Raw genomic sequence first — 12,466 nt, forward strand, 5'->3', positions numbered from 1 at the left:
CTGCGGGCTACGGGCTTAGTCATTTGGAACAGAAAATGATTTCGGAGTCAGCCGAAATTCTTCACATCGACAAACACAGCACGTTTGGCTGCATTGTGTTGATCAACGGCACTTCGAGCGCGGGTAAAACCACGCTGGCGAAGGCATTGCAGAAACACCTTGACGAACCGTTTTGTTACTACGCTTCTGACCAACTCGCCGAGCAGGGTTTCAGGCCGCTGGTGGACTTCACTGCAGGGTCCAGCGAGAGAGAAAGGTTTTTCGACGGTTTCCATCGCTCTATTGCTGCATTCGCGATGGCTGGCAACAATTTGATTGTCGAGCACATTGTAGAGAAGCAAAGCTGGGCCGATGAACTCGCGCAGTTATTGTCCCCGTTCGACGTTTTCTGGGTAGGAGTCCATGCTCATTTGAAGGAGCTCAAACGTCGGGAGCGAGATCGGAAAAATCGAAGTATTGGTGAAGCCAGATATCATCTGGCAACGCACAAGTACTGCAACTACGACATTGAGGTCGATTCAACGCTGCCTCTTGCTGCCAATCTGAAGCTCATTGTCGACAGCTGGCGCCGCCGCATATCCAAATCCGGGGAGCGAGGGTAACTTCTTTTTATTTACGATTGGCTAACCCGTAGCCGTAGGTTGGAGTGAGCGCAGCGAACCCCAACGCACAGGCGACGCTTCGCAAACGACGGATTCCCGAATGGATGTTGGGGTTCGCTTTGCTCACCCCAATCGCGCTGACCCTCTGCTTCTTTGACCCTCTGCTTCTCTAGCCGAGACAAAGTGGTTCCGCCGCATGAGGCAAGACACTACAATGACGCGGTAGCTCACGGCCCGCAGAGATTCGTTCCATGAACCTTCCACCGCGCATACGCATCGATCCGACCATCGCGCACGGCAAGCCCGTGATTGCCGGGACGCGCGTGCCGGTCACCATCGTCATCGGCAGCCTGGCCGGCGGCATGAGCTTCGAGGACGTGGCGCGCGAATACGACGTGAGCGCGGACGACATCCGTGCGGCGCTGCAATTCGCCGGTGAGCGGATCAACGAGGAGTCGTTCCACCTATTGCCCGCGGCATGAAGTTTCTGCTCGACGCGAACATGCCGCGCGCGGCGCTTGCCGTGCTGCAAGCGCATGGGCACGAAGCCGAGCACGTGCGCGATATCGCGCTTGCCAACGCTGCCGATCCGGTGATCGCCGCGCATGCGCGCACGGCCGGTGCCGTGTTGGTATCGCGCGATCTGGATTTCGCCGATACGCGCCGTTATCCGCCGGAAGATTACGCTGGCTTGTTGCTGTTGCGCCTACCCGACCAGGACACGGCGGCGCAGGTGGCCGATACGCTCAGCCGTTTTCTCGATACGCCGAAACTCGTATCGCAACTGCCCGGCCATCTGGTCGTGCTGGAATCCTCGCGTGTGAGGTTTCGTCCGCCGCTGGAGAATCCGTGAACGAGCCGAGAGCGCTGCGGCGTTTCTGAAATCGCCCTTACGGGCGCAAGCGAAAGATTCCACCCGAGGGGCGGAAAGCCACGAAACTACGAGAAAAAGCCTACGCGCGCGAGGCGCGAGGCGCGTTTGGGGCTTGACGGAAAGTAGGTTGGCGGTGAGCGCAGCGAACCCCAACGCGCAGGCGACGCTTCGCGAACGGTGGATTTCTGTATGAATGTTGGGGTTCGCTGCGCTCACCTCCAACCTACGCCAGACGGGGCTTCACCTTGCCGGCGGCGAGCTTCGCGTTGCGCCGCGCGGTGCCGACCTCGTCGGCGAATGCGAGCGCGACGCCCATGCGGCGTTTGACGAAGCTTTCGGGCTTGCCGAACAGGCGCAGGTCGGTGTTCGGCACGGCCAGCGCATCGGCGACGCCATCGAACACGAGCGCGTTGCCTTCGACGCCGCCGTAGATCACGGCCGAGGCACCGGGCGATTTCAACTGCGTGTCCACGGGCAGGCCGAGGATCGCGCGCGCATGCAACTCGAATTCGCTCTGCCACTGCGAGGCCATCGTGACGAGGCCGGTGTCGTGCGGGCGCGGGCTGACCTCGCTGAACCACACTTCGTCGCCTTTCACGAACAGTTCGACGCCGAACACGCCCTGGCCGCCGAGATCGTCGGTCACTTTTTTGGCGACTTCCTGCGCGCGTTCGAGCGCGCGCGGCGGCATCGGGTGCGGCTGCCAGCTCTCGACGTAGTCGCCGGCGACCTGCAGATGGCCGATCGGTGCGCAGAACCGCGTTTCGATTTCACCCGCGGCATTGCGCGCACGCACGGTGAGCAGGGTGATCTCGTAGTCGAAATCGACGAAGCCTTCGACGATGACGCGGCCCTTGGCGACGCGGCCGCCGGCCATCGCGTAGTCCCACGCCTTGTTCACGTCGCCGGGACCGTCGATCCTGCTCTGCCCCTTGCCCGACGAACTCATCACCGGCTTGACGATGCAAGGATAGCCGATGCCGGCGTCGATGGCACCCCGCAGTTCCGCGAGCGAGTCGCAGAACTTGTACGGACTCGTCGGCAGGCTCAGCGTCTCCGCGGCCAAGCGGCGGATGCCTTCGCGGTCCATCGTCAGCCGTGCGGCGCGCGCGGTCGGGATCACGCGCACGACGCCGGCCGCTTCGAGTTCCTCGAGCACCTTTGTTGCGATCGCCTCGATCTCGGGCACGACGATATGCGGGCGCTCGGCCTCGATCAGCGCGCGCAACTGTGCCGCGTCGTCCATCGCGATCGTGCGCGCATGGTGCGCCACCTGCTGGCCCGGCGCGTTCGCGTAGCGATCGACCGCGATCGTCTCGACGCCGAGGCGCTGCAGCGCGATCAGCACCTCCTTGCCGAGTTCTCCCGCGCCGAGCAGCATGACGCGCACGGCGGCGGCGGACAGCGGCGTGCCGAAAATCACCCGATCGCCTGACGGCATCGATTTCTCCTTCGCAACGGACCCGGGGCGGCATTATCCCGCATCGCGCGACCGGCGCGCCGGCCGGCTCTTGCGGTCGCGCGGTGCGACGAGTAACGTGCGCTCGATCACAACCCTCGTCGGGAGCAGCGTATGGATTGGCAGAAAGGGCGCGAGAGCGACAACGTCGTCGAGGACGACGGCAGCGGTGGCGGCGGATTCGGCGGCGGTGGCGGCGGATTGCAGTTCGGCGGCTTCCACATCGGCATCGGCGGCATCATTCTGATCGTCGTCGTCAGCCTGCTGTTCGGCAAGAATCCGCTCGACATCCTCTCCTTGCTCAGCGGCGGCGGCTCGATGCTCGACTCGGGCACCCAGCAGGTGGCGCCGTCGCAGCGCAAGCAGGTTGCCGACAGCAACGATCCGCAGACGAAATTCGTCAGCGTCGTGCTCGCCAGCACCGAGGACGTCTGGGGCCAGTACTTCCAGGCCAGCGGCCAGAACTATCCGCGACCCAAGCTCGTGCTCTACCACGGCCGCACGCAGACCGCCTGCGGCGTCGGCCAGGAAGCGATGGGGCCGTTCTATTGTCCCGGCGACCGGCAGGTCTACCTCGACCTCGACTTCTTCCACGAAATGGACACGCGCTTCCACGCGCAAGGCGATTTCGCGCGCGCCTACGTGATCGCGCACGAGGTCGGTCACCACGTGCAGAACCTGATCGGGATCATGGACAAGGTCGAGCAGGCGCGGCGCCAGGGTCAGCCGATGGACGGCGCGACGGGATTGTCCGTGCGCCAGGAATTGCAGGCGGACTGCTTCGCCGGCGTCTGGGCGAACCGCTCGCAGCAGCAGCTCAACTGGTTGCAGGCCGGCGACGTCGATTCGGCGCTCAACGCGGCGTCCTCCGTCGGCGACGACACGCTGCAGAAGCAGGCTCGCGGCTATGCCGTGCCCGACTCGTTCACGCACGGCAGCTCGGCGCAACGCCAGCGCTGGTTCAAGGCCGGCTTCGCTTCGGGCGACATCAACAGTTGCAATACGTTCAACACGCAGTCGCTGTGAGGGAACGCGCCGCGCGACGGATTCGACGCGCGGCGAACGTGTTGTCACGCGCCATGACCGCGGCTGCCGCAACGGCAGCCGCCTTTCCACATCGATCCCGGCAAGGACCTTCCCGATGAGTCTCGATCCCGCGCAGTTGCAATCCCTCGTTTCGACCTACGTCGTTCCGCTCGTCTGGAAGATCATCGGCGCGATCGTGCTCTGGGTCGTCGGCCGCTGGGTGATCGCGCTGATCGGTGCGGGCGTGGGCCGCGTGCTCGACCGGCGCAAGCTCGATCCCACGCTGACGCGCTACACCGTGTCCGTGGCGAGCGGCCTGCTGACCGTACTGCTCGGCATCGCCGTGCTCTCGGTGCTCGGCGTGGAGACGGCCTCGTTCGCCGCGCTGCTCGCCGCGGCCGGCGTCGCGATCGGCATGGCCTGGTCGGGGCTGCTCGCCAATTTCGCCGCGGGCGTGTTCCTAATCACGCTGCGCCCGTTCAAGGTCGGCGACATGATCACCGCCGGCGGCATCACCGGCACTGTGCGCGAGATCGGCCTGTTCGGCACGACCCTGGACATGGGCGACAACGTCAAGGCCGTGCTCGGCAACAACAAGATTTTCGCCGACACCATCGTCAACTACTCGGCGAACGCCTATCGTCGCGTCGACCTGACCGCGCTGCTCGCGAGCGGCGTCGATGTCGACGATGCGAAGTCGCGCCTGCGCGCGGCCGTCGCCCAGGTGAACAACGTGCTCGCCAACCCGGCGCCGGACATCGAGATTCTCGAGCATGCCCCGCTAGGCACCGTGCTGACCGTGCGCCCGTACTGCCACAACGATAATTACTGGCAGGTGTACTTCGACACGAACAAGGCGATCGGCGACACCGCCAAGTCGGCTGGCTGGCCCGCACCCGAAGCGCGCCAGGCCGTGCGCCAGCTCTGACCGAACGGCGCCCGGAAAAACACGGCCGTCATTCCGGCGGCGCTTTGCAATGCGGCTGGAGTAAGATTCGTCGACACAACGAGCCACTGCCTCCAATCCATGAAAACCGCCTATCGCGCGATCCTCGCGCTCGTCGTTCTTTTCCTCGCCGCCTGCGCCGCACAGGCGCCCAGGCCAAAGTCCGCTTCGCCCCTGATCCTGATTTCGATCGACGGTTTCCGCGCCGACTATTTCTACCGCGGCCTCACGCCGAACCTCAAGGCGCTCGCCGACGACGGCGTGCACGCCAAGGCGATGCGGCCTGCGTTTCCTTCGCTGACCTTTCCGAATCACTACACGCTCGTCACCGGCCTGTATCCCGATCATCACGGCATCGTCAACAACCGCTTCACCGATCCGGCCAGCGGCAAGAAATTCGTGTACAAGGACGCGAACAGCACGTCGGATCCGGTCTGGTGGGGCGGCGAGCCGATCTGGGTCGGAGCCGAGCGGCAGGGCAAACATGCCGCGACGATGTTCTGGCCCGGTTCCAATGTCGCCATCGACGGCGTGCGCCCCGAGCACTGGCGCGCATTCGACGGAAAGATCCGTCCCGAGGCGCGCGTCGACCAGGTGCTGACCTGGCTCGACCTGCCCGTCGCGCAACGCCCGGATCTCGTCACCCTGTATTTCGACGCAGTCGACCATGCCGGCCACGACCACGGCCCCGATTCGCCCGAGGTCGACGATGCGATCGCTGCCACCGACCGCGCCCTTGGCCATCTGCTCGACGGTCTCAGGCAGCGTGGCATGCTGGACAAGACAAACATCGTCGTGGTTTCCGATCACGGCATGATCGCCACCGAGAAAGACGACTACGTCATCCTCGACGACATCGTCGATGTGCGCGACCTGAGCATCCAGAACCTCGGCCTGCTCCCCATGTTCACCCCAAAGCCGGGACATGAGGCCGCCGTGGAGAAAGCCCTGATCGCCCCGCACGAGCACATGCGCTGCTGGAAGAAAGGCGAGATGCCGGCGCGCCTGCACTACGGCAGCAATCCGCGCATATCGCCGCTGCTTTGCCTGGCCGATCCGGGCTGGCTGATCTGGACGCGCGAGTTCGTCAGCCGCCCCGGCTTCTTCGTCTCGAAAGGCGAGCACGGCTACGACAATGCCGATCCGCACATGCGCGCGCTGTTCGTCGCTTCCGGACCGGCGTTCAAGCGCGGACTGGTGGTACCCGAGTTCGACAACGTCGACGTCTACCCGCTGCTGGCGAAGCTGCTCGGCATCAAGCCGGCACCGAACGACGGCAACCCCGCGACCATGCTCGAAATGCTGCAATGAGCCGAAATGGCCATTCCTGTTGCACTGCGCAAATATTCCGTGCATGATTGGCCGTCCAAACGACAGCAAGCCGATGAACCAGCTCCTCGCCGCCATTGAAATCCTGTCCAGCGCCGACATGGCTGCGGGCATGACTTCGCGCGCGCGCCGACCGACCACGACCACAACGGCCGGGTAAGCTGTCGCGCGATTTTCATATGCTTCGACGATAAAGCCCGGCTCCGCGCCGGGCTTTTGCTTTTCCAGCTTCAACGTTGAAAAAACAAACGAAAGATTTTTTGACCTTTACAAGCAGATGATACCGATGGCAATACGACATTTTCTGAGCACGCAGGACTGGAGCCGCACCGAACTCGACGCGCTGCTCGCCCGCGCCGCGCAGTTCAAGAAAGAGAAGCTCGGCGACGAGCTGAAAGGCAAGGCCGTCGCGCTGCTGTTCTTCAACCCCTCGATGCGCACGCGCACGAGCTTCGAGCTCGGCGCGTTCCAGCTCGGCGGGCACGCCGTCGTGCTGCAACCGGGCAAGGACGCATGGCCGATCGAGTTCGATGCCGGCACGGTCATGGACGGCGAGGCCGAGGAACACATCGCCGAAGTTGCGCGCGTGCTGTCGCGCTACGCCGACCTGATCGGCGTGCGCGCGTTCCCGAAATTCAAGGATTGGGCGGTCGACCGCGAGGACCGCGTGATCCATTCGTTCGCGAAGTACGCGACCGTGCCCGTGATCAACATGGAAACGATCACCCACCCGATGCAGGAGCTCGCGCACATCCTCGCCCTGCAGCAGCATTTCGGCACGACGGATTTGCGCGGCAAGAAGTACGTGCTGACCTGGACCTACCATCCCAAGCCGCTCAACACCGCGGTCGCGAACTCCGCGCTGCAGATCGCCACGCGCTACGGCATGGACGTGACGTTGCTGTGCCCCACGCCCGAATACGCGCTCGACCGGCGTTATCTCGATTTCGCCAAACAGAACGTCGCCGAGAACGGCGGCGGCTTCGCGATCTCGCACGACCCCGACGCGGCCTATCGCGGCGCCGACGTCGTCTACGCCAAGAGCTGGGGCGCGCTGCCCTACTTCGGCAAATGGGAAAACGAAAAGCCGATCCGCGACGCGCACAAGCACTTCATCGTCGACGAGCGCAAGATGGCGCTGACCAACCACGGCGTGTTCAGCCATTGCCTGCCGCTGCGCCGCAACGTCAAGGCGACCGACGCCGTGATGGACTCGCCCGCCTGCATCGCGATCGAAGAAGCCGAAAACCGGCTGCACGTGCAGAAAGCGGTGATGGCCGCGCTGGCGCGCCAATAGAAATATTCAGTATCGTCATTCCCGCGAAAGCGGGAATCCAGTTTCTTCTTTTAATGCTTTTCGAAAACCAAGATCAAAATGGATTCCCGCTTTCGCGGGGATGACGGGCAAAGAAACAAAATCAAATCGAGATCGAAATGACAACAGAAAAAAACATCGTCCTCGCGTTCTCCGGCGGCCTCGACACGAGCTTCTGCGTCCCCTATCTGCAGGAGCGCGGCTACCGCGTGCACACCGTGTTCGCCGACACCGGCGGCGTCGACGCCGAGGAACGCGCCTTCATCGAGAATCGCGCCAAGGAACTCGGCGTCGCCAGCCACGTCACCGTCGACGGGGGACCTGCGATCTGGAACGGTTTCGTCAAACCGTTCGTCTGGGCCGGACAGGGCTATCAGGGCCAGTATCCGCTGCTCGTGTCCGACCGTTACCTCATCGTCGAAGCGGCCCTCAAACGCTGCGACGAGTTGAAAACGAAATACATCGCGCATGGCTGCACGGGCATGGGCAACGACCAGGTGCGCTTCGACCTGACGATCAAGGCGCTCGGCGACTACACGATCGTCGCGCCGATCCGCGAGATCCAGAAGGAGCACACGCACACGCGCGCCTACGAGCAGGACTATCTCGAACAGCGCGGCTTCGGCGTGCGCGCCAAGCAGAAGAGCTACACGATCAACGAGAACCTGCTCGGCGTGACCATGTCGGGCGGCGAAATCGACCAATGGCAAGCGCCCGGCGACGGCGCGCGCGGCTGGTGCGCTCCGCGCGACGATTGGCCCACGACGCCGCTGCGCGCGACGATCGGCTTCGTCAACGGCGAAGCCGTGTCGCTCGACGGCGAGAAGCTCGCCGGCCACGAAATCCTCGCGCGGCTCAATCGCGAGTTCGCGAAATACGGTGTCGGCCGCGGCCTGTATACCGGCGATACGACGATCGGCCTCAAAGGCCGCATCATCTTCGAAGCGCCTGGCCTGACCGCGCTGCTGACCGCGCACCGCGCGCTCGAAGAAGCCGTGCTATCGAAGCTGCAGAACCGCTTCAAGCCCGACGTCGCGCGCGCCTGGGTCGAACTCGTCTACGAAGGCTTCTTCCACGATCCGCTCAAGGCCGACCTCGAAGCCTTCCTCGCTTCCGCGCAGCGTTGCGTCAACGGCGAAGTCACGCTCGAAACCAGCGGCGGCACGGTCGGCGCGGTTGCGGTCAAGTCCCCGCACATCCTCAACGCCAAGGGCGCGACCTACGCGCAGTCGGCCGACTGGGGCGTCGAGGAAGCCGAAGGATTCATCCGCTTGTACGGTATGAGTTCAACGTTGTGGGCCGAGGTGAACCGCAAAAACTGAAGCTCGTCATTCCCGCATGCTTCTGGCGGGAATCCAGCGTCTTTCGCACTATGAAAATCAAAGCCACTGGATTCCCGCATACGCGGGAATGACGAGCAAAAAGCAAACCGATGGATACGCTACTCGCCACCACTCTCGACTACCTGCGCGCGCTCGTCGCGTTCGACACGCGCAATCCGCCACGCAACATCGGCACGGGCGGCATTTTCGATTGCCTGCGCGCGAACCTGCCGGGCTTCGACTGCACCGTCACCGACCATGGCGCCGGCGCGGTCAGCCTGCTCGCCGTGCGCGGCAAGCCGAAAATCCTGTTCAACGTGCATCTCGACACCGTCCCCGATTCGCCGCACTGGACGGCCAGCCCGTTCGAGCTGCGCGTGACCGACACGCAGGCGATCGGCCTCGGCGCCTGCGACATCAAGGGCGCCGCCGCCGCGCTGCTGACCGCGGCCGCGCGGACGCAGGGCGATGCGGCTTTCCTGTTCACGACCGACGAGGAAGCCAACGACGCGCACTGCATCGCGGCGTTTCTCTCCGCTTTTCCCTTCTCCCTTAGGGAGAAGGGAAAACTCTGTTTCGATGCCGTCATCGTCGCGGAACCCACGAAATGCGAAGCCGTGCTCGCGCATCGCGGCATCAGTTCGGTGCTGATGAACTTCAAAGGCCGCGCCGGCCACGCCTCGGGCGGCAACGCCGCGACCGACAGCGCGCTGCACCAGGCGATCCGCTGGGGCCAGCACGCGCTCGATTTCGTCGAAACGCAGGCGCATCAGCGCTTCGGCGGCCTCACCGGCCTGCGCTTCAACATCGGCCGCGTCGAAGGCGGCATCAAGGCGAACATGATCGCGCCGAGCGCCGAAGTGCGCTTCGGTTTCCGCCCGCTGCCGTCGATGGACATCGACGCGCTGCTCGCGACGTTCCGCGACGGCGGCGATGCGCGACCCGCCGAATTCCAGGAAACGTTCCGCGGCCCCTCGCTGCCGGCGGGCGACGTCGCCGAAGCCGAAACGCGCCGCCTCAAGGCGCGCGACTTCGCCGACGAAGCGGGCCTGCCGATCGGCAACGCGGTCGATTTCTGGACCGAGGCCTCGCTGTTCTCGCAGGCCGGCTACACCGCGATCGTCTGCGGCCCCGGCGACATCGCGCAGGCGCACAGCGCGGACGAGTTCGTCGAATTGTCTCAATTGCAGCAAATTGCACAACGCTACATCCACATCCTGAATTCGCAGGCCCGTTGAAATGGACACCAACACGCAAACCCGCCAGACCATCGTGCGCCTGCTCTCGAGCATGGGCAGCGCGAAGGAGATCGACCAGTACCTGCGCCGCTTCTCGCAGCTCGACGCGAAGAAGTTCGCCGTCGTCAAAGTCGGCGGCGCGGTGCTGCGCGACGACCTAGACAACCTCGTCTCCTCGCTCGCGTTCCTGCAGCAGGTCGGCCTGACCCCGATCGTGATCCACGGCGCCGGCCCGCAGCTCGACACCGAGATGACCGCCGCCGGTATCGTCAAGCAGACGATCGACGGCCTGCGCGTGACCTCGCCCGAAGCGCTCGCCATCGTGCGCCGCGTGTCGCAGACGGAAAACCTCAAGCTCGTCGAGGCGCTGCAGAAAACCGACGCGCGCGCGACCTCGATCATCGGCGGCGTGTTCGAGGCCGGCTATCTCGACCAGCCGAAGTACGGCCTCGTCGGCAAGGTCGAAAAGGTCAACCTCGCCTCGATCGAAGCGAGCCTCAACGCCGGTTCGGTCCCGGTGATCGCGAGCCTCGGCGAAACCGCCGCGGGCCAGATCCTCAACATCAACGCCGACTTCGCCGCGAACGAGCTGATCAAGGCGCTGCAGCCTTACAAGATCGTGTTCCTAACCGGCACCGGCGGCCTGCTCGACGACGCCGGCAACGTGATCGATTCGATCAACCTCGCCACCGAGTACGAGCACCTCGCCGCGCAGCCGTGGATCAACGGCGGCATGCGCGTGAAGATCGAACAGATCAAGGACCTGCTCGACGCGCTGCCGCTGACCTCGTCGGTGTCGATCACCAAGCCCGCCGAACTCGCCAAGGAACTGTTCACGCACAAAGGCTCGGGCACCTACATCCGCCGCGGCGAGCGCGTGCTGCGCGCGACCTCGTGGGACCAGCTCGACCTCAAGCGCCTGCACGCGCTGATCGAATCGGGTTTCGCGCCGCGCAAGCTCACGCCGGACTATTTCGAGCGCACCAAGCTGCTGCGCGCCTATGTCAGCGAAAACTACCGCGCGGCCGTGATTCTGCTCGCCGCCGAACTCGACGACGGCCGCACCCAGGTCTACCTCGACAAGTTCGCCGTGCTCGACGAAGCGCAGGGCGAAGGCCTCGGCCGCGCGGTGTGGCAGGTGATGCGCGAGGAGACGCCGTCGCTGTTCTGGCGCTCGCGCCACGGCAACGTCGTCAACCACTTCTACTATTCGGAGTCGGACGGCTGCTGCAAGCTGCCGAGCTTCAAGGCGTTCTGGTACGGCATCGACGACTTCGACGAGATCGAAGCCTGCGTCGATTATTGCCGCGGAAAGAAGCCGACCCTGATCGAACCTGCACGGGTCGAGGCGAAGAAGGAAGCGGCATGACCACGCCCGAGAAGAAAACCATCGGCATCGTCGGCGCGCGCGGCCACACGGGCAGCGAGCTGATCAAACTGATCGTCGCGCATCCCGCGCTCGAACTCGCCTTCGTGTCCTCGCGCGAGCTCGACGGCCGGCGCGTCGCCGAGCACAGCGCCGCCTATCATGGCGAGCTGCGTTACGAGGCGCTCGATGCGGACGCCGTGGCGGCCAAGCGCGCCGACGCCGTCGTGCTTGCGCTGCCGAACGGCAAGGCCGCACCCTACGTCGCGGCAATCGATGCGGCGAAAGGAGAAGGCTACGATCCCGTCATCGTCGACATCAGCGCGGACTACCGCTTCGACGCCGCGTGGTACTACGGCCTGCCCGAACTTTATCGCGACCAATACCGCGGCCAGCGCCGGATCAGCAATCCGGGCTGTTACGCGACGGCGATGCAGCTCGCGATCGCGCCGCTCAAGGATCTGCTCGCCGCACCGCCGGCCTGTTTCGGCGTATCCGGCTATTCGGGCGCGGGCACGACGCCGTCGGACAGGAACGATCCCGTGAAATTGCGGGACAACCTGATGCCGTACTCGCTCGTCAACCACACGCACGAGCGCGAGGTGACTCGACACCTCGGTCTTCCGGTCGAATTCATGCCGCACGTCGCGCCGCATTTCCGCGGCATCACGATGACGGTCAACATCTGGCTGACGCAGCCGCTGACGCTCGATGCGATCAAGGTACGCTATGCGGAAAAGTACGGCCACGAACCCCTCGTCGACGTGATCGACGACGCACCCTGGGTCAGTCATATCGCGAACCGGCACGACGTGCAGATCGGCGGCTTCACGCTCGGGCCGGGCGGCAAGCGCGTCGTCGTCGTCGCCACGATCGACAACCTGCTCAAGGGCGCGGCGACGCAGGCGATGCAGAACATCAATCTCGCCCTCGGCTGGCCCGAACTGGAAGGCATTCCACTTGCCTCCCTTCTCCCGCCGGGTCGAAAT

Annotated in this window: 11 protein-coding genes and 1 pseudogene; 11 read left to right on the plus strand and 1 reads right to left on the minus strand. The window is 64.4% G+C overall.

The window, feature by feature from the left end; all coding sequences use genetic code 11:
- Positions 1–23: 23 nt before the first annotated feature.
- The 3 genes from QM741_RS00160 (at position 24) to QM741_RS00170 (ending at position 1,455) form a co-directional block, all read left to right on the plus strand.
- Complete coding sequence (locus QM741_RS00160) at positions 24–602, plus strand: chloramphenicol phosphotransferase CPT family protein (protein WP_415205746.1); 579 nt, start codon at positions 24–26, stop codon at positions 600–602.
- 251 nt (positions 603–853) lie between these two features.
- Positions 854–1,084 carry a DUF433 domain-containing protein gene (locus QM741_RS00165; RefSeq protein ID WP_415205747.1) on the plus strand — a complete coding sequence of 77 codons (231 nt, stop codon included), beginning with the start codon at positions 854–856 and terminating at the stop codon, positions 1,082–1,084.
- On the plus strand, positions 1,081–1,455 hold the full coding sequence (locus QM741_RS00170; protein WP_415205748.1) for a DUF5615 family PIN-like protein: 375 nt from the start codon (positions 1,081–1,083) through the stop codon (positions 1,453–1,455). Before QM741_RS00165 ends, QM741_RS00170 begins: the two co-directional genes overlap by 4 nt.
- A 244-nt stretch (positions 1,456–1,699) precedes the next feature.
- On the opposite strand, the gene purT is transcribed toward QM741_RS00170, so the two are convergent.
- The gene (gene purT, locus QM741_RS00175; RefSeq protein ID WP_415205749.1) at positions 1,700–2,917 is read right to left on the minus strand and encodes a formate-dependent phosphoribosylglycinamide formyltransferase; all 1,218 of its coding nucleotides are present in this window, start codon (positions 2,915–2,917) and stop codon (positions 1,700–1,702) included.
- A 132-nt stretch (positions 2,918–3,049) separates the two neighbouring features.
- Here purT and QM741_RS00180 point away from each other — a divergent pair, with 132 nt between their 5' ends.
- The 8 genes and pseudogenes from QM741_RS00180 to argC form a co-directional block, all read left to right on the plus strand.
- Positions 3,050–3,961 (plus strand): neutral zinc metallopeptidase, encoded by a 912-nt coding sequence (locus tag QM741_RS00180; RefSeq protein ID WP_415205750.1) that lies wholly within the window; start codon positions 3,050–3,052, stop codon positions 3,959–3,961.
- Positions 3,962–4,076: 115 nt separating this feature from the next.
- Positions 4,077–4,889 (plus strand): mechanosensitive ion channel family protein, encoded by an 813-nt coding sequence (locus tag QM741_RS00185; RefSeq protein ID WP_415205751.1) that lies wholly within the window; start codon positions 4,077–4,079, stop codon positions 4,887–4,889.
- A gap of 99 nt (positions 4,890–4,988) precedes the next feature.
- Positions 4,989–6,218, plus strand: coding sequence for an ectonucleotide pyrophosphatase/phosphodiesterase (locus QM741_RS00190; RefSeq protein ID WP_415205752.1), 1,230 nt, complete (start codon positions 4,989–4,991; stop codon positions 6,216–6,218).
- Between the two features lie 304 nt (positions 6,219–6,522).
- Positions 6,523–7,533 carry an N-acetylornithine carbamoyltransferase gene (locus QM741_RS00195; RefSeq protein ID WP_415205753.1) on the plus strand — a complete coding sequence of 337 codons (1,011 nt, stop codon included), beginning with the start codon at positions 6,523–6,525 and terminating at the stop codon, positions 7,531–7,533.
- Positions 7,534–7,670: 137 nt separating this feature from the next.
- Positions 7,671–8,873, plus strand: coding sequence for an argininosuccinate synthase (locus QM741_RS00200; protein WP_415205754.1), 1,203 nt, complete (start codon positions 7,671–7,673; stop codon positions 8,871–8,873).
- Between the two features lie 110 nt (positions 8,874–8,983).
- A complete protein-coding gene (locus QM741_RS00205; protein WP_415205755.1) occupies positions 8,984–10,111 on the plus strand; it encodes an acetylornithine deacetylase in 1,128 nt (375 codons plus the stop codon).
- 1 nt (position 10,112) lies between these two features.
- Entirely contained in the window at positions 10,113–11,480 is a 1,368-nt protein-coding gene (locus tag QM741_RS00210; RefSeq protein WP_415205756.1) for an acetylglutamate kinase, read from the plus strand.
- Positions 11,477–12,442 (plus strand): annotated as a pseudogene (argC, locus tag QM741_RS00215) (N-acetyl-gamma-glutamyl-phosphate reductase); the annotation flags it as partial. The gene QM741_RS00210 and the pseudogene argC, both read left to right, overlap by 4 nt.
- Positions 12,443–12,466 lie beyond the last annotated feature (24 nt).

The organism is Rudaea sp., assembly GCF_047601565.1.
GTDB lineage: Bacteria > Pseudomonadota > Gammaproteobacteria > Xanthomonadales > Rhodanobacteraceae > Rudaea.

Excerpts from the sequence above, each read along its gene's own strand:
- QM741_RS00165 (WP_415205747.1), top strand. The coding sequence starts at position 854 with ATGAACCTTCCACCGCGCATACGCATCGATCCGACCATCGCGCACGGC.
- QM741_RS00170 (WP_415205748.1), top strand. The coding sequence starts at position 1,081 with ATGAAGTTTCTGCTCGACGCGAACATGCCGCGCGCGGCGCTTGCCGTG.
- purT (WP_415205749.1), bottom strand. The coding sequence starts at position 2,917 with ATGCCGTCAGGCGATCGGGTGATTTTCGGCACGCCGCTGTCCGCCGCC.
- QM741_RS00180 (WP_415205750.1), top strand. The coding sequence starts at position 3,050 with ATGGATTGGCAGAAAGGGCGCGAGAGCGACAACGTCGTCGAGGACGAC.
- QM741_RS00185 (WP_415205751.1), top strand. The coding sequence starts at position 4,077 with ATGAGTCTCGATCCCGCGCAGTTGCAATCCCTCGTTTCGACCTACGTC.
- QM741_RS00190 (WP_415205752.1), top strand. The coding sequence starts at position 4,989 with ATGAAAACCGCCTATCGCGCGATCCTCGCGCTCGTCGTTCTTTTCCTC.
- QM741_RS00195 (WP_415205753.1), top strand. The coding sequence starts at position 6,523 with ATGGCAATACGACATTTTCTGAGCACGCAGGACTGGAGCCGCACCGAA.
- QM741_RS00200 (WP_415205754.1), top strand. The coding sequence starts at position 7,671 with ATGACAACAGAAAAAAACATCGTCCTCGCGTTCTCCGGCGGCCTCGAC.
- QM741_RS00205 (WP_415205755.1), top strand. The coding sequence starts at position 8,984 with ATGGATACGCTACTCGCCACCACTCTCGACTACCTGCGCGCGCTCGTC.
- QM741_RS00210 (WP_415205756.1), top strand. The coding sequence starts at position 10,113 with ATGGACACCAACACGCAAACCCGCCAGACCATCGTGCGCCTGCTCTCG.